General features: G+C 50.4%; 17 protein-coding genes. 5 read left to right on the forward strand and 12 right to left on the reverse strand.

The features are described from left to right. Positions 1-60 precede the first annotated feature (60 nt). The 5 genes from HP555_RS05230 to HP555_RS05250 all read right to left on the reverse strand — a co-directional run bounded on the left by HP555_RS05230 (position 61) and on the right by HP555_RS05250 (position 4806). Positions 61-915: a PstC family ABC transporter permease gene (locus HP555_RS05230; protein ID WP_199264129.1), complete on the reverse strand. Its 855-nt coding sequence runs from the start codon at positions 913-915 to the stop codon at positions 61-63. Positions 916-917: 2 nt separating this feature from the next. Further along, positions 918-1751 carry a phosphate ABC transporter substrate-binding protein gene (locus HP555_RS05235; RefSeq protein WP_199264130.1) on the reverse strand — a complete coding sequence of 278 codons (834 nt, stop codon included), beginning with the start codon at positions 1749-1751 and terminating at the stop codon, positions 918-920. Positions 1752-2342: 591 nt separating this feature from the next. Further along, positions 2343-2576 (reverse strand): hypothetical protein, encoded by a 234-nt coding sequence (locus HP555_RS05240; protein ID WP_199264131.1) that lies wholly within the window; start codon positions 2574-2576, stop codon positions 2343-2345. Next, positions 2576-3319, reverse strand: a complete 744-nt coding sequence (locus tag HP555_RS05245) for an N-acyl homoserine lactonase family protein (RefSeq protein WP_199264132.1) — start codon at positions 3317-3319, stop codon at positions 2576-2578. Before HP555_RS05245 ends, HP555_RS05240 begins: the two co-directional genes overlap by 1 nt. A gap of 464 nt (positions 3320-3783) precedes the next feature. Further along, positions 3784-4806, reverse strand: a complete 1023-nt coding sequence (locus tag HP555_RS05250) for a sugar phosphate isomerase family (RefSeq protein ID WP_199264133.1) — start codon at positions 4804-4806, stop codon at positions 3784-3786. A 677-nt stretch (positions 4807-5483) separates the two neighbouring features. Between HP555_RS05250 and gdhA the strand changes: the two genes are divergently transcribed. Together gdhA and HP555_RS05260 are read left to right on the forward strand one after the other, a co-directional pair. Beyond that, entirely contained in the window at positions 5484-6845 is a 1362-nt protein-coding gene (gdhA, locus tag HP555_RS05255; protein ID WP_199264134.1) for an NADP-specific glutamate dehydrogenase, read from the forward strand. 447 nt (positions 6846-7292) lie between these two features. Beyond that, positions 7293-8384: a glycosyltransferase family 9 protein gene (locus tag HP555_RS05260; RefSeq protein WP_199264135.1), complete on the forward strand. Its 1092-nt coding sequence runs from the start codon at positions 7293-7295 to the stop codon at positions 8382-8384. Here the strand turns inward: HP555_RS05260 and HP555_RS05265 are convergent. The 6 genes from HP555_RS05265 to HP555_RS05290 form a co-directional block, all read right to left on the reverse strand. After that, a complete protein-coding gene (locus tag HP555_RS05265) occupies positions 8368-9165 on the reverse strand; it encodes a glycosyltransferase family 2 protein (RefSeq protein ID WP_199264136.1) in 798 nt (265 codons plus the stop codon). The two genes, HP555_RS05260 and HP555_RS05265, sit on opposite strands and share 17 nt — an antisense overlap. Next, the gene (pilB, locus tag HP555_RS05270) at positions 9162-11360 is read right to left on the reverse strand and encodes a type IV-A pilus assembly ATPase PilB (protein ID WP_199264137.1); all 2199 of its coding nucleotides are present in this window, start codon (positions 11358-11360) and stop codon (positions 9162-9164) included. The genes HP555_RS05265 and pilB overlap by 4 nt, the downstream gene beginning before the upstream one ends. A gap of 248 nt (positions 11361-11608) precedes the next feature. Then, a complete protein-coding gene (locus HP555_RS05275; RefSeq protein WP_199264138.1) occupies positions 11609-12541 on the reverse strand; it encodes an FAD-dependent thymidylate synthase in 933 nt (310 codons plus the stop codon). A 72-nt stretch (positions 12542-12613) separates the two neighbouring features. After that, positions 12614-13798, reverse strand: a complete 1185-nt coding sequence (nifS, locus tag HP555_RS05280; RefSeq protein ID WP_199264139.1) for a cysteine desulfurase NifS — start codon at positions 13796-13798, stop codon at positions 12614-12616. Beyond that, positions 13798-14634, reverse strand: a complete 837-nt coding sequence (gene nifU, locus HP555_RS05285) for a Fe-S cluster assembly protein NifU (protein WP_199264140.1) — start codon at positions 14632-14634, stop codon at positions 13798-13800. The genes nifS and nifU overlap by 1 nt, the downstream gene beginning before the upstream one ends. 80 nt (positions 14635-14714) lie before the next feature. After that, entirely contained in the window at positions 14715-16472 is a 1758-nt protein-coding gene (locus HP555_RS05290) for a phosphohexomutase domain-containing protein (RefSeq protein ID WP_199264141.1), read from the reverse strand. A gap of 267 nt (positions 16473-16739) precedes the next feature. On the opposite strand from HP555_RS05290, the gene ppsA reads away from it, so the two are divergent. Beyond that, complete coding sequence (gene ppsA, locus HP555_RS05295; protein ID WP_199264142.1) at positions 16740-19190, forward strand: phosphoenolpyruvate synthase; 2451 nt, start codon at positions 16740-16742, stop codon at positions 19188-19190. A 56-nt stretch (positions 19191-19246) separates the two neighbouring features. Here ppsA and HP555_RS05300 read toward each other — a convergent pair whose 3' ends face one another. Next, entirely contained in the window at positions 19247-19444 is a 198-nt protein-coding gene (locus HP555_RS05300) for a Trm112 family protein (protein WP_199264143.1), read from the reverse strand. A gap of 547 nt (positions 19445-19991) precedes the next feature. On the opposite strand from HP555_RS05300, the gene HP555_RS05305 reads away from it, so the two are divergent. Continuing rightward, positions 19992-22427, forward strand: a complete 2436-nt coding sequence (locus tag HP555_RS05305; protein WP_199264144.1) for a CFI-box-CTERM domain-containing protein — start codon at positions 19992-19994, stop codon at positions 22425-22427. Between the two features lie 54 nt (positions 22428-22481). Beyond that, on the forward strand, positions 22482-22940 hold the full coding sequence (gene gspG / locus HP555_RS05310) for a type II secretion system major pseudopilin GspG (RefSeq protein WP_199264145.1): 459 nt from the start codon (positions 22482-22484) through the stop codon (positions 22938-22940). Positions 22941-22942 lie beyond the last annotated feature (2 nt).

The raw sequence follows: 22942 nt of genomic DNA on the forward strand, positions 1-22942 counted from the left end.
TGAGTGGAATCACAGGGTTCAGGCCAGGATTTAATCAGCATCTTCTTTCGTATTTTAAGATTAACTTGTAACCAGTGCCCTGGAGATAAGGCTGACCAGGGCACTGATGCCTAAAAGAAGCGCACCAGCCATAAATAAAGAGGAATAGGCTGCCCCGCCCACCTCATTGGCTGTGACCAGGGCCATGTGCGCACTTAAGGTGCGTAAACTCTGGCCAAGGTCCATGGGTACCTGAGGCGCGTTACCGGCAAGCATCAGAGGAATCAAGGTGTCACCCACAGCCCGGCCAAAACCCAGCAGCCCTGCGGCCAGGAAGGTCTTTTTTGTATGCGGAAAGACAAAGAACCAGAGCAGATCCAACCTGTCCAGGCCCATGGCCAGGCCCTGGGGACACAGATCGTCCAGTTTGGGTTTAAGACCGGAGTTCAGGACCAAAACCATGGTCGGTAGAATCAATAATACCAGCACGAAAGTGGCGGTCAGCCAGCTTAAGCCGCTGCCTCCAAAGCTAAAACGTACCAGGGGCGTTAAAAGTAATACACCCGCAAAGGCATAAACCACGGTGGGGATGGCGGTCATGAAACGGATAACCATGTGGATCAGCCTTGCGCTCAGTCGCCTTGGGGCAGTGAGCAGCAGAGAACATAAAGAGATGGCCAGGGGCAGTGCCAAGAGAAGAGCACTGACGGACAGAATCATTGAACCCATGAGCATGGGCAGAATGCCGAATTGTCCCTGGTAGGGATTCCACTGCCAGGTGAAAATACTCCGATGGCCCTGATCGAAAAGAGCAGGGCCGGCAAAGATAAAAATCATGACCAAGAGCAGGAAAATGCTGCTGATAACCAGGCCGGCGGCAAGATGGACATAGGTTTTGGCCCAGAAAAAGCTCTCGGTCTTTTGGGAGCTGGTCATGGTCAGTCTTTGCTCTTGGGAATATACCCTGCAGCAGCAATAAAGCCCTGGCCGTCTTTAGAGTAGATATAGTCAATAAACAGGCGCACCAGACCTTGAGGCTCACCCTTGGTGTTCATGTATAAAAGACGGGTAATGATATAACTGCCGTTCTGGGCATTTTCCTGGGTCGGCTGCATACCGTCAACAGGCAGGGCCTTGATACTGGAGTCCAGGTGACCAATACCCACGTAACCGATGGCGTTTTTATCCTGGGCAATCATGGTCTTCATGGCGCCATTGGAGTTGGAGACATTACTGTTGGTGCTGGGGACGGCTTTATTCAGGCCGCGTTCTTCAAAGGTTTCCCGGGTGCCGCTGCCGTCTTCACGGACATACAGGGTAATGGGTGCATCAGGTCCGCCCAGGTCCTGCCAGCGGGTGATTTCACCGGTAAAGATTTTGATGAGTTGTTCCTGGGTCAGACCACTAACGGGGTTTGCAGGGTGGATGGCCACGGCTACCCCGTCAATGGCAAAGGGAAAGCTCTGCAGACCGTATTTTTCAATTTCCGACTCCTTTAAGGCGCGCCCGGTGTTACCGATGTCCACCAGGCCTTCACCCACTTGCTGGACACCGACTCCAGAGCCGCCACCAGTGACGGTAATGCGTATGTCGGGCTCAGCACTCATGATGCTGCGTGCCGCAGCCTTCATGACCGGAATATGTGCTGTGCCGCCGGCAATATTGACAGTTCCTTTTTGGCCCTGGAAATCTTTTAAAGTGGTTGCCGGGGCTGTGCCCATGGTCAGGCAGCAGAAGAGCAGGCTCAGGCTCAGGATGTGAAGACGGTTCATTTTTTTCTCCTTGGTTTGGGGTTGAGACAAGAAAACAGCCTTAAAACAAAAAATCTCGCTGGTCATGGCGAGATCTTGCTGTGGATGTCTGCCGTGTCTCCACGGAGAATTTGAGGCTTATTTGATACAGGAGAAGGCCCTTTCCGTAGAAACAAGTGAGACAACCTGCCCCACAGCACTATTTCTACGTCAGGTAAAACCGGTCACAAAAAAGATAGGCAACAGAGGACACTTCCCTGACCTTGCATCAGGCAGGCGGTGGCAAAAAAACTTTGTCGTATCAGTGAAATCGTTGTTCATGAAGTTGTCCATGGTGTTGAGTCCTTCTATCTTGCTTGGAAATAATTTTTTGTCAAGTAAAGCTGGACAGCATTTTAAGGGCGGCCTGTTTCTTCTTGTGGAGGTTTTTTCAGTTGTCGTGTTCCGGGATAGTCAGGCAGGAGCCACAGCCAGGATTGATGCCCTTGCATCCTGATGGGAAAGCAGAGTTTCATTGGTCAGGAAGGCAGCGGGCAGGTCGGTTGTTTTGCCCATTTTGCAGTACAGGCAAGACCAGGAAATCCTGCCATGATGTCAGGGATGTTTTAGTTGTTACCTGTTGATCTTGGTCCCTGAATAGGTGAAGGCGTTCTTGTTCATTTTGATAAAGGTCCCCTTGTCAATGCCTATGGTGTTGCCGCATTGACACCAGACCTTTCCCGTGCGCTCATCCAGGTGCCAGATCTTTTCTATGCGATCACGATGACACCGTAACACCTCTCCGGGACCGATTTTGCGGTAGCGCCAAAGTTTACGCCGACAATCCGCGCATCGAATAACCAGCATTATGCAGGCACGCTTTCCATGGCTGCCCAGCGTGGTTCATGCAAAGGCAGGATATGGTCAGCCAGGGTTTTGGCCCGCACCAGGGTTGCATAGGCCTCATAACTGTTGACATGGGTGCCCGGGGGAATGACCTCCATTTCCATGGCCGTCACAGCCTTGGGCGGGTAGAGATTTTCAAGAATGGTGCAGAACCCGCAGATCAACACGCTTCCTTGGCTCGTTTCCACACGGATGGACATGCCGCCTTCTGTATGCGCCGGTGTATGGATCATAGTGATGCCGGGCTGGATTTCCGTATCTTCAGACAGGGCGATAATCTGGCCATTCTCCTCCACCTCCTCAATATAATCGACCAGATAGCGAAAATCCAAAGGATGGGGATCATGGATGCGCTCCAGTTCTTTCTTGTGAACATATATTTTGGCATGAATGCATTTGTAGTCGTTTTCACAGTGGTCGTTGTGCAGATGGGTGTGCAGGACGATGTCTATATCTTCCGGAGTGAGCCCAAACTTGGCCAGTCCATCCTCAAAGGTGTAGATCCTGCCGCCGATGGCCTGTTCCCGCGCTTCAGAAACAACCGGATGCATTTCTCCGGTATCCACCAGAATATTCGCATCACCGCCGGCAATATACCAACTGTAGAGAGGAATGGTGCAGGGTTTACCGTAGTCATGCTGATAGGTCATCATGCCTTTATCAACAATTTTGGTTCCCATGACAATGGGATGAATGATGTACATGGAGCCTCCTTTGCCTGAGTGGAACACATGAAGGACGGTTGTGTACAAGATGCTGGCCTGTATCTGCACCAGCATAACGCGGTCGCGTGCCAAAATCCAGCCCGTGATCACAGTTTTTCTCAGGATTTTGTGCCCAGCATAACCCTTGTCATTGCCGTGAGCTGCACGCACTGTCAGCTGATAGTGTTGTGGAACAGGCTGGCCAGTGGGATTCATTCACCCCTGGTACGTCGGTACTGCATTCGTCTGGTGAGCCTTTAAGGACGGGCTAAAAAGAGATTGCCGTCTTCCTGCTGATCAAGTTGGTGCAGGGGATGAAAAAAGCCATCGAATACCCCATGGGCAGCCCCTGAATGGACAGCCATGGGGTCGTTGGTATGTGGAGGCCGTAGACTTCCTTCTGAGAATTCATCTGAAGAAAACACGACGCTTTGGTGAAATCAAGGTGGAGAGGTGTACAGGGTTTATCCTAAAATACAAGTCTGAGGATTTCTGGAAAACATGATCTGTTCAACTTTTGCATAGGATTTATCTCGCAGATCCACAAGTGTGTGTCCTTTGTCCAGGAGAGCGTCCCGGGCCATCAACACCTCAAGGGCTGCAGGTTCGTCAAGAACGTAGATCATTTCTCCGCCGGCGGCAGCGTACTGCTGGCTGTAGCTTAACGGAACGTCACAGGTAACGCTGTCGAGTAGCGACCTGGCTATTGGTGAGGTTTTTCGAGGGCCATTGGCCAGGAGGAGAACTGTCTTAGCTTTAAAGACAAACTCAGTGCTCATTGAAATGGCATAATGAGGGCTGGCTGACTCAGAGGCAAAGCTTCCATCGGTCACGGCATTTTTGATGGTATCGTCATCGAGTTTAACCAGTATGACCGGAGAGCTGTCAAAGGGGATGCCGCTTTCATGAAAAGCCACATGGCCAAGTCCGCCCACTCCGATAACTTGCAGATCTATTCCTCCGGCCTCTTCTATTGTACGGACATAGGCATCTAAGACGTTCTGTTTGATCTCACGCAACAACCCTGCTGCATCGGTATTGATTTCAATGGCCTGTCCACGGCTGTTACCGCGCATTGTATAGTATTCCGGATGAGCTATGAGTTCTTTTTCCAGTTGGGCCTGTTCGATTAACGAACCGTAGGGCACATAGGTCTCAATAAATTTCTGCTGCAGCAGTCCAAACAGCTCTGAGATCATAAAATAACTGTAGGACTTACTGTGCAAAGCTCTTTGCTGGGCGTTTTCACCGGGTAAACCAACGTACTCATCCAGATTAAAACTTCGTACCCGCTCGGCATCAAGGCGTTTGCTGTTGAAAGCTTTTGCCAGGTGCTTGTACAAGCCGGTGGGTGAATTGCCGGTGGCTAACCCCAGGTTTATGGTTTTTGCATTTGTCTGCATATGTCTGATTTTGAGCTCAGCAACTTGAGCGGCAACCTGGCTCATCTGATCAAAATCTTTTGTGATATAAATAGTCAGCGGCATAGGGTATCTCTTTGAGAAATGATCGTCAAAACGACAGAGTCTGTTCACCTAATATTACATTATTTTCGTCAATTAACGTCAAGAATTTTATCGTCATTTGTCCAGAAAGGGTAATACATCCATGCGCTGCCATGAAAGCGGTCTCCGGCTTATCTATAAACATTATTCCCCCTTTGTCAGTGCTGCAGCCTGCCCGGGCAATCAAAGTCGAGTATGCTCTCAGAAGAGCATCTTTTCCGTCTTTATGGCAGAAGATATTTTTACGCTGTCGCACTATACAGACATCGAGTAAAGGCTGGGTCCATCAACCTTGGCAACAGTTGTTCCCATACAGAGAGACCGTCTGTCTCTTCACCACATTTTTCTTAACAATGTGCTGATTTCAGAGTTCTTTCTTTGATTATGTTGTTTTTTGTCGAGGGGTTATTAAAGTGGATTTTTTTGCGTCTCACTGAATCGATGAATTCCTGGTGTGTTGAAGGTTTTTAATCATATTGATGGTCGTGGTGTTCAGGTCAATGGAAGTGACGGGTACTGCTTTTTCGTCAAAAATAGACATGGTGCAGTTGTGAAAGGTCCGTCATCTTATTATAAAGAAGGCCGTGATAATTCCCTGGAAAAGGAAGACCGGGATACCCGGCGCAGAACCCGTTAATTCGCAACAAGGAGGCGGATACATGTCAATTATTACAGATGTTATCGACAAGGTTAAACGAGTGGATCCAGGTGAACCGGAATTTCATCAGGCTGTGACCGAGGTTTTGGAAACCCTGGAACCAACTGCTGAACGGCATCCGGAGTTTGTTAAAGCCAATATCTATGAAAGAATTGTCGAACCGGAACGCACGATTATGTTCCGTGTCCCCTGGATGGATGATAAGGGGCAGATCTTTGTCAACCGTGGCTTTCGCGTCCAGTTTAATAACGCTATCGGGCCGTTTAAAGGGGGCATTCGATTTCATCCGTCGGTCAATCTTTCCATCATCAAGTTTCTTGGTTTTGAGCAGATTTTTAAAAATGCTCTGACAACACTCCCCATGGGGGGTGGAAAAGGTGGTTCGGACTTTGATCCCAAGGGAAGATCGGACAGTGAGATCATGCGTTTTTGCCAGTCATTTATGGCAGAGATGTTTCGGCATATAGGACCGGAGACGGATGTGCCGGCCGGAGATATCGGTGTCGGCAGCCGTGAGGTCGGTTATATGTTTGGTTATTACAAGAAGATTCGCAATGACCACACCGGGGTTTTTACAGGCAAGGGGTTGGAGTACGGCGGCAGTTTGATACGACCGGAATCCACCGGCTACGGTGCTGTTTACTTTGCTGCTGAAATGCTGGCCACCCGCGGGCTTGATCTCAAAGGCAAGGTGTTTGCCGTGAGCGGTGCCGGTAACGTTGCCCAGTATGCCATTGAAAAGATCAATCAAATGGGGGGCCGGGTTATCTCAATTTGTGACTCGAGCGCAACGGTTATTGATGAGCAGGGCATAGATGCTGACAGGTTACTGTATCTGCAGGAGTTGAAGAACGTTCGCCGTGGTCGGGTAAGTGAGTACGCGAGCACATACAGTAACAATGTTACCTGTATAGAGGGCAAAAACGTCTGGGATGTGATTCGGGATCAGGGCATTAAGGTGGATGTTGCTATGCCGTGTGCAACCCAGAACGAAATTAACGGCGAGCATGCCCGGGCCCTGGTGCAGAACGGTTGCTTCTGTGTCACCGAAGGCGCAAATATGCCGTCTACTCCTGATGCAGTCCGCATCTATCGGGAAAACAATCTGCTGTACGGCCCAAGCAAGGCGGCCAATGCCGGTGGTGTGTCCACCTCCGGCCTGGAGATGAGCCAAAACAGCTTGAAGCTTTCCTGGAGTCGTGAGGAGGTGGATAACCGTCTGCTGCTGATTATGAAAAGTATTCATAGATCCTGTCTTGATGCTGCTGAAGCGTATGGTCGGACAGGTGACTATGTGATGGGAGCGAATATAGCCGGGTTCACCAAGGTGGCGAAGGCTATGCTGGCCTATGGTGTTGTTTAATTGAGAAGTGATCAGTGGGAGGGAACAGTACTGTATCCGATCCCAGAAAGAGAGTCGGGCTCCGTCAGGCCGGAGATGAAAGAGCATGATTGTTGTATATGCCCTGCTGGGACCCGGCTCTCTTTTTATTTTCAAATGACATCAAAAGACCGGTGAAAGATCTGTTTTGCAGCCTGTCTCTGCAGTTATCTTTTCCCTGTCCGGTCTGTAGATCCTTAACGTGCAGTACTGTGTGATTTACTGTGTGTCTCAGCAGTATTAATCAGAAAATCCCAGCGGATTGCCTGTTGATCATCACTTTATTTTCTGCAAGTATTTTTCCTGCAAAGACAGGATGGTCTGTATGGCATTGTTGATTCTGAAGCCGTATTTTATAGGCGAGCGGATGATTGCTGTCGATTTCAAAAAATACCCGTCCTTTTACCCTGACTGGAGAACGATCCTGCTATGGAACTCGATGGAAAGCGGATACTGATCATCAAGCAAAGTTCCTTAGGGGATATCATCCATACATTACCTCTGGTGCATGCTGTTCGCCGACAGTATCCTTTGGTGTGTATCGGGTGGATCGTTGAACAGGGGTTTGCTGCCTTGCTGGAAAGAGACGATGCCGTGGATGTTGTTCACCCCATCCATATTCCATCAACCAGTGATCCTGGTGCAGGTAACACTGCCTATTGGCGAGCTTTTGCAGCTACTGTGAGCACGTTGCAGCGGTTGCGGCAACAGTTTAAGGCATCGCCATATGACCTTATTCTTGATCTTCATGCCTCATTTCGCAGCGGGTTGCTTGGTCTGGTCAATCCCGGAGGTCTTCGCATCGGTTTTAAGGACGCAAAGGAGGGAAATACCTGGTTTCAACACCGGCTGGTCAATAACGCTGCCGGATATCAGCACGCTGTTGATAAGAATTTACTTTTTTGTGAACAACTTGGCTGTGCGGTTGCAGCCGAGGACTTTTATCTGTGTACAGACCCGGATGACCAGGCAAAGGTTGCTTCTTTTTTAAAAGAAGAGGGGATTCTGCCGCATGACCGCATCGTCTATGTGAATGCTACTGCCCGCTGGCAGTCAAAGTTCTGGTTCGTTTCACGGTGGAGTGAACTCTGTGACAGGCTCCTTGCCGCTGGAGTCAGACCTGTTTTGGGTGGCAGTAGAGCTGATCTTGCATATCTGACGGAAATTGTCGAGAGTATGTCTGGAAAAAAGGCTGTGATAGCGGCCGGCCGGTTGAGTCTCCCGGAGTCAATAGCCCTTATGAAACGTGCTGATGTGTATGTGGGACTGGATACAGGCCCTATGCATGTTGCCGCCATGGTGGGTACACCGGTGGTCGCTCTGTTCGGCCCTACCCATCCGGAAAGGGTTGGTCCTTATGGTGTCCGGCATGTGGTGATGCGGGCCGAACACCTGGACTGTCTCTGCTGTCGCAAGCGTTCATGCGATCACCAGCGTTGTATGGAGGAGATTACAACTGATAGCGTGTTTGCGCAGGTTATGAATTTTATTGAATCAGAGGGGCTTACGAGACCCGCTTAAGCGGTGGGGAGGCAGGAGGCGTTGCTTTGATGTGCAGCTCGTAGAATTTTGCATACTTATAAAAGGTGCTCTCAAAATTATACAGAGCAATGATAAACCCCGGCCATCCGTCGAGGATCCCACGTTTGAGGAAGTAGGTGTGAAAAAATGACCAGAGTCCATGTGTCAGGGCTGTCCAGACTGAGCAGGGACGCCGGTTGTTTAGAACAAGTTTGTCAGCCCCTAATGTCGAGTACTTGTTGGCCTTATGCATTAACTCATCAAGACGTTTAAAAGGCATCTGCCAGATGGCATGGCGGAAGTAGCCCACAGGTCTTTGTGTGTTGATGGTGAACTCCTCATGGACCGGATCGTCCTCTCTGAAAACAAGAGTTCCTTTTTTAAACAGCTGGGGCTGCCGATAGTCGGGGTAAAAACCGGAATAGCGAATCCAGCGTCCCATGAAATAGTTTTTACGGGGAACATAGTAGGCATCGGCCTGCGGATTGCTGAGACAGGCTAAAATCTCATCTCTTGCTTCCGGAGTACACCGTTCATCTGCGTCCAGAGAAAATATCCAATCGTGTGTACAGGCTGCCATGGCCCGGTTTCTGAGGTCGCCAAAACTCTTGAACGGGATCTGCACTACTTTGGCGCCCAGTTCTTCAGCCAGTGCAGCGGTGTTATCCTGGCTGTTCGAATCAGCAACAATGATCTCATCTGCCCAGAGAACAGAGTTGATGGCATCCCGGATTTTGTCAGCTTCGTTAAAGGCAATGATGTAGACGGAAATTTTGTTCATGCCTGACGTATTACCTGTGGGGGACGAACTTTAGTGGCACTGGCCAATTGGACCACGATGCGGTCGGTTTTGTGCAGACGCCCGACCAGTGTACGAAAGAGATGCCTTGAGACGTCCGGGTATTTTTCAATGAGTTCCGAGAGTTTGTCTCCCGGATATCGTTTGATGGTGCAGCGGCCGACAGATATGATGGATGCTGAACGCGGTTCCTCTAAAATGGCGGCCATCTCCCCGAAGTACTCTCCGGGTTCAGTGATCTCCGCTATCTTCTTTCCGGACCGAAGGACAGCTACTTTACCGCGGATCAACTTGAAAAAATCTTTATCCTTGTTGCCTTCCTGGATAATAATATCACCATCCTCATATTCTTCGACATCAGGATTGACAAGATAAGCAGGGAGGCTGTCCTCATGGGCAACCGTGCGTCTGAGTACCTCTTCAAAACTGGTGATTCCTTCACGGGCCTTCTGTAAGGCGGCCTCGCGCAGAGTAAACATACCTTCCTGGATAGCTACTTTCCGCAACTGCTCTTCAGACACTTCCGCTTGAATAGCCTCAGCCACAGCCTCGGTAACTTCCATCAGCTCAAAGAAACCGACCCGACCCCGATACCCCATACCATTGCATTCCGGGCAACCTTTGGCTTTGTACAGTTTAAGCTCATCGAGCTCACTCTCTTTAAAACCCGCATTAAGGAGTGTCCGCTGGTCGTACTCTGCCGGTGTTTTGCACTGCTGACACAGGCGCCTGCCCAAACGCTGGGAGAGGACCATTGTCAGCGAGGAGGCGAGGATATAAGAAGGGATGCCGATGTCCACCATACGACTGACAGTGGCCGGAGAATCGTTCGTATGCAGTGTGGAGAAGACCAGGTGCCCGGTCATGGCGGCCTTCATCGCAATTTCAGCGGTCTCTATATCCCGGATCTCGCCGACCATGATAATGTCCGGGTCCTGGCGAAGAAAAGCCTTAAGCGCTGCGGCAAAGGTCATACCGACTTCAGGGTTGACGTTGACCTGGTTAATACCCTTGAAGTTGAATTCAACCGGATCTTCAGCCGTCAGGATCTTGATATCTTCGGTGTTCAGCGAGTTGAGTGCGGAATATAAGGTCACAGTTTTTCCGGATCCGGTGGGGCCGGTGACCAGCAACAGCCCCTGTGGCCGGTTGAGACAGCGTCTGAGAGCAGCAAAGGTGTCCTTGGTGAACCCGAGTTTGGTGAGGTCGACATTGAGTGAGTTTTTGTCAAGAATACGAAGGACAATACCTTCACCGTGGAGCAGCGGAAGGGTGGAGACTCGGAAATCCACAGCCCGGTTTCGGCCCAGTCTGATTTTGATGCGGCCGTCCTGAGGAACACGACGTTCGGTGATATTAAGCCCGGCCAGAATTTTCATGCGGGCTGCCATGGCATTTTTGATGGTCAACGGCAGGTTCATCGATTTAAACAATGAGCCATCTTTACGATAACGAACCTGCATTATCTTTTCAAATGGTTCGATGTGGATGTCACTTACCCCTTCCTGAACAGCTTTGACCAGAATGCCGTTGACCAGTTTTATGATCGGAGCATCTGAGGCCGAGAACTGCTCGTACGCTCCTTCTTCCTGGCCGTCACTTTCGATTTCAAAATCATCGGCAGCATCGGCCACCAGGGCACCGAAATCGTCAATTTCAGTAACGGATTCTTCTTCGACTTCTCCTTCAAATTTGAAGAATGACTGATACTCTTCTTCGTTGATGCGGTAGTGTTTTTTATAGGCATCTATGATGTCCTTGGCAGTGGAAACACAGATGGAGAGATTTTTCTGGACGATATCCTGGAGCTGCTCCACTTCAACGGTATCTGTGGGCTCCACCATGGTTACCTGCAGGGTGTCGCCGGAGATCCGTAAAGGAAAAGCCATGAACTGTTTGGCGGTTTCATACGGAATCAGCTGTAGAACTTCTTTGCTTGGTACCTCCTTTTCCAGCACAACCAACGTGTAGTTATGCATCCGGCTCAAGAAGTTGGCAATGGTATCCTGCTCAATGACGCCGCTTTCAAGCAGGATGCGGCTTAACCGCTTTTTGGTTTTTTTCTGGGTAACCTTGGCTTCTTCAAACTGGGTTGAGGTGATGTAACCGGCCTTGCTCAGCAACTCACCGATTTTCAGTTTTCCCGCGCCGGACTGGTCTTTGACGGTCTTTTTCATCGACCCTCTCTGGGTGCCGGTAGTTTGTTGTTCTGGTTTAGATGCCATTGTTGCCGTGGTGTTATTCTAAGGGTCGATAAAAGTTATTTTCAAGTATTGTACAATAAACACGGATGCTGGTCAAAAAAGAACGGTATGGTTTCCATGAAGCATCAGCCGACCGGAATCGGTCTGCCCATGCCTTGATTGATCAACGCATACCTGGCCGGGAGTCCACACAACTCTCGGCAGATTATCAGGAGTAATGATTAAAAAATCATTGGATAGCGACGTTCCAATTCCTTTGCCAGGGGCATCATTACCTCTCGCATTGATGGTTCGGCTGCGGCTGAGGTGCGCAGGGAGAGTATATGCTGCCATTCAAGAAGATTGGCATAGGCAATGATCTCAGTTTTGCAGGAATTGGGCAGAACTGTTCGGGCCGCCTGCGGGGAAGAAGTTGTTAACAGGTGGAAGTATTGCTTCTCCATTGCCTGCATAGCCTGCTCCCATACCGAGAACTCTTCACTACCCTCTTCAAAGAATACAGGTTTGATAAAGGTGATCTCGTTGCCGAATTTGTCAGCCGAATATCGACAGTACCGTTGACTCTCCTGCAGGAAACTGCAGGGGCGGTGACGAACGAGTTCATGGGTGACTGCCCGGTTAACAACGAACTTAACCGCCAGATACCGGTGTTTTGCACACACAGGTGCGCTGAGCTGCTCCACCTGCTGTACGTCCATTTTGTCAACAAGGATACGGGAAGGGGTGGAATCCGGTGCCTGAAGGGGGAGCCCTTCAAAAAAATATGGGTGTTTCCGGGCAAGGAAACCGGCAATTGCCTGTGCAATGGCGTCTCCAGTGTGCAACTGAAGCATCTCACGGAAGGCGCGGATAGATCCGGTAATGAGTAATGTGGAGTTACTCAGCCGGTCTGCCTGCAGGAATTTGGGTTGGAGAAAAAAGAAATCTTTGATGGGGGCATCGGTCGGGCAGGTGACGATGACCGTGACAACACCCATTTCCAGGACGGAGTTGTGCCCGTTTTCCACCATTTTTCTCACAAAGGGAATGGCAGAGTCGCTGCTTATCCGATCTTCACTTTTGTAGCAGATCCGACCACAGTACTCTATACGAACCGGCAATGACTGTCGGTCAAGCTCATCAAGGATTGTGAAGCTTGGCTTTATTGTACGCATGAAATTTTATGATGATATGGGGACGACGAAGCATATGATACCGGGTCTGATGTTCTTGCAAATGGTAGCATCTTATTCATCTTCCCAGAAGGGGGAGAGCTCTCGCAACTTAGCAATAATTGAAGGCATGGTGGCAAGCACGAAATCGACCTCTTCCTCAGTGTTGTATACAGACAGGCTGAAACGAATGGAACCATGGGCGGCCGTGAATGGTACACCCATTGCCCGCAGTACATGCGATGGCTCCAGGGAACCGGAGGTGCAGGCAGATCCGGAGGATGCACAGATGTTATACTGATTCATATGCAGCAGTATGGCCTCTCCCTCGACATATTCAAAACTGATGTTCGTCGTGTTGGGCAGACGTTCCTCAGGGTGGCCGTTGAGCAAAGATTTCGGAATTGAGCGGAGTAAACCCTGTTCGAGCCTGTCACGAAGCATCTTTACCCGGGTGTTTTCTGCCCCCATGTTCTCTGCAGCCAGGGTGCAGGCTTTACCAAGCCCAATGATGGAGGCAACATTTTCAGTGCCGCCACGTCTGCCGAACTCCTGGTGACCACCGTTCATGAAGGGGATGAAAGGCGTTCCCTTGCGAACATACAACACGCCAATCCCTTTGGGAGCATGCAGTTTATGTCCTGACAGGGAGAGGAAGTTGATGTTTGTCTCTTTCAGGTTGATCGGCATCTTACCAACGGCTTGCACTGCGTCAGTATGGAAAAGAATATCACGTTCTTTGGCGATATCAGCCATTTCTTCGACAGGAAAGAGGACCCCTGTTTCATTGTTGGCCCACATGACGCTGACAATGGCGGTGTCGTCGGTGAGGCTGTCTCTGAACTGTCGAACATCGATGGTGCCGTCACTGGCAACAGGAAGTCGGGTTATATGGTATTTACGGCCGGTGAAAATTTCCAGGTTGTCGCATAGGGTTTTCACCGCAGGGTGCTCAACCCTGGTGGTCACAATATGATTTTTTTCGGGATACGTCTGCAGGGCGGAGAGAATGGCGGTGGAGTCACTTTCAGTTCCACAGCTGGTGAACACAATCTCTTCAGGAGCCGCACCAAGCAGGTCGGCAATTTCCCGGCGGGCCTGTTTGATCGCCAGACCGACCTGGCCGCCAAAAGTGTGCATGGAAGAGGGGTTGCCATAGTAGTCGGTTAAGTAGGGCATCATGGCATCAACCACCTCGGGTGCTATTCGGGTGGTTGCATTGTTATCCATATAGATAACTTTATCAGGGGAAGCAGACATTACCTATCCTCCTCAACAACGAGACTTTCAAGAACCTGTTCGCGTAATTTTTTCTCAATATACTCTTTTAAGGTGGTCCGTGATGAGTAGCAGTTTGCGCAGGCCCCCCGTAGTGAAACCGTGACAAAGTCACCGTCCACATCAATAAGTTCAATGTCGCCGCCGTCTTTTTTTAAAGTCGGTTTAACTTCGCGCTCGATAACCTCTTCGATCTTTTTTATTTTTTCTAAGGTCGTCATGCGCTTGCGTCGTTTTTTGTCTGCCGGCTTATCACTGATGCCCTCCACGGTCTCGGCAAGAAGCTCTTTCAGTTTCCCTACACACTTGCCACATCCACCTCCGGCCTTGGTGAAGTTAGTGATCTCTTCGACCGAAGTCAGTGCGTTTTCCTTGATCGCACGGATGACCTCCAGGTCGGTTACTCCGAAACATTCACAGACGACTTCTCCCTGGGCCATCGGCAAGGTAATGCCGGTATAATCGGCAATTGCGGCTTCCAGTGCCTCACGTCCCATGACCGAACAGTGCATTTTCTCTTTTGGTAAACCACCCAGGGCTTTGGCGATATCGTCGTTGGTCAGCTTCTTGGCATCTTCCAGTTTCATCCCCTTCAGCATTTCTGTGAGTACGGAGGATGAGGCAATCGCTGAAGCGCAGCCGAACGTTTTGAATTTGGCGTCGGTGATAACCTGATTTTCATCAACCTTGATGGTCAGTCGAAGGGCATCACCGCAGGCAATGGAACCGACATTGCCCACACCGTCAGCATTTTCAATTTCACCAACGTTTTTCGGATTGATGAAATGTTCCTGGACCTTGTCTGTATATTCCCACATAGTAGTTCTCAGCGAAGATGGTTGGTAATGAAAAGCTATGGTCTGGTCGCATGCAACGCAGACAAATTCAATTCTTTACATTAGGGCAGGAGGCCGATTTCGGCAAGCATCGATTTTGCAGTTTTTACGAGTAACGCGGTCTCGTCGCTGGTTCGGCCCTCCACATAAAAACGAACTTTTGGTTCGGTACCGGAGGGGCGGATCATAATCCAGGAGCCATCTTCAAATATCATCTTGCGGCCGTCAATATCAATGACCGAGGCAATGGTTCTGCTTTGTTCACCAACTGTAACCTTGCTGCCCGGACTGTACCTGCTGAGCTGATTGAGAGCCTGGAGCAGGCTGTCGCCCTGCAACGAGACAACAACAGCATCACGATCAGGGTAATAGTGACCGAACTGTTCTTCAATTGCAGCAAGGTAGGAGCCGAGCGGTTTTTTCAGGGTAAGTATCATATCTATAGCGAGAATAAGACCGATGAAAGCGTCTTTTTCCGGTGTATGGCCGATTATGGAGATACCATCGGACTCTTCGAAATAGACCAGTGCCTTGTTGATCACCGGTTTAAACTCCTTGAACCCGACTCTCGGCTCAAAAACCTTCTCACCCAGCTGAGCGGCAATCCCATTGGCAAGATTGCTGGAGGCCACTGTTTTGGCAACCATCCCCCGTTTACCCTTTACCTCGTGGAGGAAATGATAGGCCATCGCACCGAATTGATTCATGGAAATTTCAATGGTGCCGTCAGTGAAGCGGATGCGGTCGCCGTCCGGATCAATAACTGCTCCGATTTTAAGGGGTTCCGGGCGCGCAACCAGTGCAGCAAGCGCAGGTTGCATGTTGGCTGACGACGGTTCCGGGGCAATACCGCCAAAGGTCGGGTCCGCGGTTTTACGAAGCAGGATAAGCCGCTCGTCGGGCGGGTTGTTGAGCAGCCTCTGCAGGTATAAACGAGATGCCCCGTGGACAGCATCAATGCAGACAACGACCTGATCGTTGGCTGCAAGTTCTTTGAGCAGCCGATCGTATTCGATGCCATGTTGGGTACTTCCGGCGCGGATGAGCTGCTGCCAGCTCTCCAAAGCATCTTCCATGATAATTTTTGATGATGCCTCAACCGGTTGCAGCAGATCAAGTTCCGCCGGGATCATTGGGATCTGATCCAGCTGGATATACTGTCGGGCGAGGTTGGTGATGGTGTCTGTGAGAATGGGGGCTGCCGGGCCGGCATCAGCCGCATTATATTTAAATCCGCCATACTCCAGCGGATTGTGGCTGGGGGTGAGGTTGATGGAAAAAGCAGCCTTATGGATGAGTACAGAGGCGGAAAGTGCCCCTGTTGTTGCCTCGCCTGCATAGTAGATCTGTACACCATTGGCCTGAAGAACGTTGACGGCAGCACGGGCCAGCAGGGAACCGCCGAAGCGGTTGTCAAAACCGATCACACAGCCACGGGCCTGCACTTCCTTAAAGTCGGCCACTCCCAGCGCTGTACGGAGTTCTTCACTGTCTTGAGCGTTCTGATACATCCCCAGGATTGCGGCAGTCACCACCGCCACGGTGTGGACACTGAGATCTTTGCCCAGGGTTCCACGCCATCCTGAGGTCCCAAAAGAGATGGCTTTAGTGGGTGGGGCGGTATTGTGGAGGATCTCGTCTTCGACCAGCTGATATATCTGGTCGATGGCCTGCTGCCATTTTTGACGTTCGGCTGTACCTTCGGCTGCATTCCGCCCTGCGACCAATGCCTTGATTGCATCGAAGTAGCGACTTTCCTGATGATTTCCTGAGACAATATGCTGCTGACGTAGGGAGGCGATCGCAAGTTCAACCGTCATGGCGGCTCCAGGTATAAGGTATTCTCTCCGTTCAAAAAAACAGTAGTGAGAAGACAGTATAGCCTTAGGAATAAATATTGGCAAGAAATGCTCATTCGTACGGTCTTTCAGCACTGATGAGCGGGTGGAACAGGGATGTTTCAGTTGACCCTCAGCCGGAATTTATTTAGTATTTCGCTGTTCAGCATTCAACTTGTCGGTTACTGGAAAAATATTGGCAAAACTGACCGATGTAGCCGTGGTTTTCTTTTAAGAGAGGAGTTCACGATGGACAGCACACATGAAACAGCACTGATTCTCTGGTTTGATGAAATTGGTATCGAAGACGTGCCAAAGGTTGGCGGGAAGAACGCCTCTCTGGGGGAAATGCATCAGAAGCTGACCTCAAAGGGTGTTGCTGTCCCCAACGGCTATGCCATTACCGCCTATGCCTACCGCTATCTTCTCAAAGAAGCCGGTGTTGAAGCGGCTATTCGGGAAACTCTTGCAGATCTTGATACCCATGATCTGTACAATCTGCAGGAAAGAGGGGCCAAGGTGAGGGCGATCATCCGCAATGCCGAATTTCCGGAGGATCTGCGGGAAGCCGTTATCAACGCCTACCGTCAAATGGAAGAGGAGTATGGGCCCGACGTTGATGTAGCGGTCAGATCTTCAGCCACAGCGGAAGACCTGCCGGATGCCTCTTTTGCCGGGCAACAGGATACCTACCTGAATATCCGTGGTCCGGAAGCACTGATAGACGCCTGTAAGCGTTGTTTTGCCTCACTGTTTACCGATCGGGCCATCTCCTATCGCCACGACAGGGGGTTTGGGCAGTTTGATGTCTATCTGTCTATTGTTGTCCAGAAAATGGTTCGCTCTGATTCTGCCTGCTCAGGCGTCATGTTTTCCATTGATACTGAATCCGGTTTCGAGAATGCCGTATTCCTGACCGGTGCCTGGGGCCTGGGGGAAAATGTTGTGCAGGGTGCAGTGAATCCCGATGAGTTTTATATCTTTAAACCAACGCTGCATCAGGGGAAACGCCCCATTGTCGGCAAGCGCGTCGGGACAAAAGAGATCAAGATGATCTACAACACCGATGCCGATGCCGAAGAACCGGTCAAAAACGTTGATACTACTGAGCAGGAGCGAAACTCCTACATCCTCAGTGACGATGAGATTCTTGAGCTGGCCCGTTGGGCCTGCATCATTGAAGATCATTATAACCGGCCGATGGACATCGAGTGGGCCAAGGATGGGGATGGTGTTCAGGTGGGGACAGGGAAGCTGTTCGTTGTTCAGGCCAGGCCGGAGACAGTCCACTCCCAGGCCAGCAAGCGGACCATGGAAACGTATATTCTTAAAGAGAAAGGGACGTTGCTGGCCAGTGGACAGGCGGTTGGTGCTAAAATTGGACAGGGAGTTACCCGTATTCTGCATGATGTCAGTCAGATCCATGATTTCAGGGCAGGGGAGGTCCTGGTCACCGACATGACCGACCCGGATTGGGAACCGATTATGAAAACCGCCGGCGCAATCGTTACCAACCGGGGTGGCCGAACCTGCCATGCCGCCATTATTTCCCGTGAACTGGGTATTCCCTGTGTTATCGGCACGGAAAATGGCACCTCAAAGATAAAAGATGGTCAACAGGTGACGGTTTCCTGTGCTGAGGGAGAAACGGGTCACATCTATGAGGGACTGCTTGAGTTTGTGCTGGAAACCCTGGATCTTGATAATATTCCCGCCACGCGAACAAAGGTGATGATGAATGTCGGTTTGCCTGAAAAAGCGTTTACCGAGGGGCAGTTGCCAAACGAGGGAGTCGGTTTGGCACGGGAAGAGTTCATTATCAACTCACACATCGGTATCCATCCGCTGGCCCTGATCAACTACGAAAAACTGTGTGAACAGGCTGAACATGATGATGAAATCCTCGACATTGTCGAAGCAATTGACGAGCGCACGAGTGCGTATGTCGGTGATAAGCGTCAGTATTTCATCGATAAACTGGCGGAAGGCGTGGGGAGAATCGGGGCAGGATTCTATCCGAAGGATGTGATTGTCCGTCTGTCTGATTTTAAATCCAACGAATATGCCAACCTGATCGGCGGCCATCTCTATGAACCGGAAGAATCCAACCCCATGATCGGTTGGCGTGGTGCTTCACGATACTATGATCCCCGCTATCGGGCTGCTTTTGATCTTGAATGCGAGGCTTTGCTCAAAGTGCGCAATGACATGGGATTAACCAATGTCAAGCTGATGGTACCGTTCTGCCGAACTCCGGAGGAGGGGCGCAAGGTTATTGACGTCATGCGGGAAAACGGATTGGTACAGGGGGAAAACGGACTGGAGGTCTACGTGATGTGTGAAATCCCGTCCAACGTCATTGCCGCAGATGCGTTTTGCGATGTCTTTGATGGTTTTTCCATCGGTTCCAACGATCTTACTCAGTTGACCCTTGGTCTGGACCGTGACTCCGACCTGGTGGCCCACATCTACAATGAGCGGAATGAAGCGGTTAAGACGCTCATTAAGATGGTGATTACCACTGCCAAGAAACGGGGTCGGAAAATCGGCATATGCGGGCAGGCGCCTTCAGATTTTCCGGACTTTGCAACGTTTCTGGTGGAGGAGGGTATCGACTCGATCAGTCTGGTTTCCGACACGGTGGTGAAGACGAGATTGGCCATTGCTGCGAAAGAACGGGAGCTGGGCATTACGCCATAACAGAGGCCTGCAGGTTCTTGCAGACATCTTCACGAAAAGAAGACCGACACGGTGGATCAGCCATGGCGGTCTTCTTTGTCGTCCTGTCCTCTCAGTGGTTTAGCCTCGTCAATGAGCATAATCGGAATGTTGTCGCGGATTTCATACACGAGCCGGCAGGCACGACAGACAATACTGTTCCCCTCGATATTTAATTCGACCATTCCTTTACATTGCGGACAGGCAAGGATTTCCAAGAGCTCCTGTTTGATCATGATCAGTCTCCAGTATTTTGCATGAGAGTTAAAAGTCTCAAGGATAAGTCAACGGATAGTAATGGTGCGCTGATTTGTATCACTATGCTCTGTACGATTCAACGAAGATCGGTTTTTAATTGCCGATTCCATACCGTATTGTTCTCTGTCCATTATAGTCGCTACTGCCTGTTTGTTCACTGACGCAATCGTTATCCAGTTCTCATGCAGTACAACCTGAGTCAGGATGATGTATCAGTCTGGTTGAATCGATACCGATTAATGGTTATTTTTAAAGCTTGTGCCGCGGCCTGTTAATCGACAGGAAAGCACTGTAATGGCCTTGACGTATACTGCCCGGCAAGAGGGATGAACGTGTCTGTATCGCCGGTTTGAGCGGTTGGTGAATTGGGAGGATGTTTTGTTTGTAACTGGCTGCCCGGAGGGGGTGTTTTTGACCAAAATAGATCCGGTTGTGGGGAATTGTGTTTTTGTTAATTTTCAATGTGGTATACAGTTACACCGTTAAAGAACAGCAGGCCCGAATCGTGCCAATGAGGGCGTGGTCATGTTGAAAGTACACACCCAGGTGAAGTGGTGGTGTCTTATTCTTGGGTGCCTTTACAGCACTGTTGCTGTGGCGGTCACCGGTCTTGATACCTCCTTTGGGGTCAACGGCCGGCTCGCCATTGAACTGGGTCACAAGAATAATGGGTATGCGGTACTGGTGCAACCGGATGGGAAAATTGTAATGGCAGGTTCCTCCGGCAAAAGCGGTGATCTGAATTTTTCTCTTCTTCGCTTTCATCCCGACGGTTCCCTTGACCCATCCTTTGATGGAGACGGCTCGGTCCTGACGTCACTTTCCGATGGTGATGATGAGGCCCTGGCCCTTGCTTTGCTGGATGATGGTCGTATCATTGCTGCCGGTTACAGCTATAACGGCAAGGACCGCGATTTTGCAATAATCTGTTACCGTCAGGATGGTTCTCTGGACAGAAGTTTCGGCGACAGAGGTGTGGTGTTGACTGCGATCGGTAACGGCAATGAGGAAATTACCGCGGTGGTCGTGGGTGAATCAAACACTATTACTGTGGCAGGTTCAACCGAAGGAACAGTGGGCAGGATTGTGGCGGTTGCACGCTATTTTATTAATGGAGAATTAGACAGAAGTTTTGGTGAGCATGGTATCAGTTTAATCGGTGTCGGCGAAGACGCCTCTGCTGAAGGTGTGCTTCAACGGAGTGACGGAAGCCTGGTTGTTTCCGGTTCGACATTGCAGCAGCAAAAATCTTCTTTCCTGTTGGTAGGGCTGGATAGATACGGTACTTTAGATCCGGGTTTCGGGCATAACGGTGTGACTGTGGCTCCGGAACATTTTGATCCAAGTGAAGGGTACGGCCTGGCCTTCGATGACAAGGGGAGGATCTATGTGGCCGGAGCGGTCGGTTCACCCGACAATCGTGACAGTGCGCTGTTCCGATTCACACCCCAGGGAGAGCCGGACACCTCCTTTGGTGAACAGGGTGCGGTGATCACCGGAATGAGCAGTGAAGACGATGTCTTGTACAGTGTAAGTGTCAGCAAGCACGAGGTGGCAGCGGGCGGGTTCACCACCGATGCCGGTACACGGCAGATGCTTCTTCTTTCATACCCGCTGGAAACAGAGATTGTTGCCGAGACAAAACAGCAGCCTGTTTTTCGTATTGTCTCTCAGGACAATGCCGATGACACATCGGTACAGGAGTCATCCTACAAGAGCAAGACCCGTTTACTCATCAGGCAGCTGCAGATGTGGAACAACAGGCTTCGGATTCATGACCTCCAGATTTCCGACTCAATCACCTCTCCTTCCGCCCTTGTGCCGGCAGTGAAAAGGGCTCGCCATGGTACGATTTTATCTTCTGTTGAAAATCGACCTCTTTATTTCCGGTGTACAGATGGTACAATGGCCCTGAGACTGTCAGGGTATGTACAACAGATCAGTCATTTCCTTCTTCCCCAGGCTATGGCCGCACCAGGCATGCAATCAAATCCTTCAGAACGGGAGACATTTGCCGCTCCGAAAGTTTTTTCCACTTCGTTTAGTGAGGGAGAGTCTGTTGGTTTTGCAGTCGTTTCAGACCGAGATGGCAATATCCTTGTCGTTGGTACGGCGGAAGGAGTTGAAGCAAGCTCTATGGTTGCCACCCGTTTTTCCGCAGAAGAACTCGTTGATCGTATTACCGATACTCCGGGGCGGCGCCACAGGGGGATCATAACGACCATGCCCACGAAGATTACGCAGACTTCCATTACCAGCGGCGGCGAGATCGATGCGGAATTTGAAAAAGATGTTGTTGGCCGTGGTCTTGTTTTCAGTCTACATTCCGGGCCGGTGCATCCGGAGATAGCCTTTGAGGACGATCTCCCGGCGTCCATGTTGCCGGCCGCTGCTTTTGCTGCTCAGGATTCTGGTGACCAGGTCAGGAATAAGGCGGTATCAGCGGGTCAGGATCTTTCTGTGCCGTTCACCAAAGGAGGACATGTCGAGAGTGGTGAGGGAACAGGGACTTTTGTCGTTCAGATCGACCATCTTCTGCCGGGGTCTCTTTATTACCTTCGCTCCTATGCCCGTACTGTCGGTGGTGATGTGTATTATGGAAACCAGCTTGCTGTCAGAACAGCGGATGCCTGCTTTATCGCCACGGCCTCCTTTGGTGGCTTTCTGCACCCGGCCGTTGGTATTTTGAGAGAATTCCGTGACCGCGTTCTCTATCAATACAGTCCGGGACGATGGCTGATTGAAGTATACTATTCCTTTTCGCAACCAGTGGCAGAGGTTATCGCTGAGCACACATCTCTTCGCTGGACGGCTCAGGTGCTTTTGCTCCCCCTTGTCGGATTTTCGTGGCTGGCTCTTAAAGTCGGCCTTGCTGCTGCTGTCTGTTCTCTTTTGGCCATCGCCGTAGCGGTGCACTGGTTGTTCAGCCGTGTTCGGCACGGTGTACAGGGCTCTTTATGACGGCATTGGTGGAAGAGGAAAGAGAGATCATCTGTTGAACCTTAAGAGGATTGTATGCGACAACAAAAGGAAGAATCGTATAAAATATCAGATTGTCGGGGTTTTACTCTTATAGAGCTGATGGTGGTCATGGTTATTCTCGGTATTCTTGCCGGCCTCATTGTGCCACGGATCATGGATCGACCCGAAGAGGCTCGCCGAACAAAGGCGGAAATCCAGATACAGTCGATTGAACAGGCACTGAAGCTGTATAAACTCGACAATGGGCAATATCCGACCACAGAGCAGGGGCTGCTGGCTCTGGTACAGCCTCCCGCGACCGGCACTCTTGCTAAGAAATGGCGTACAGGCGGTTATCTTGAAAAGGGTAAGGTGCCCAAAGACCCCTGGGACAATGAATTTGTCTATATCTCTCCTGGTGTGCACGGTGATTATGATCTCAGCTCCTACGGTGCCGATAATCAGCCCAGTGGTGAAGGAAAAGATGCGGACATTAACAGCTGGGAGCTGTAAAA

It is taken from the genome of Desulfobulbus oligotrophicus, assembly GCF_016446285.1.
GTDB classification, from domain to species: Bacteria; Desulfobacterota; Desulfobulbia; order Desulfobulbales; family Desulfobulbaceae; genus Desulfobulbus; species Desulfobulbus oligotrophicus.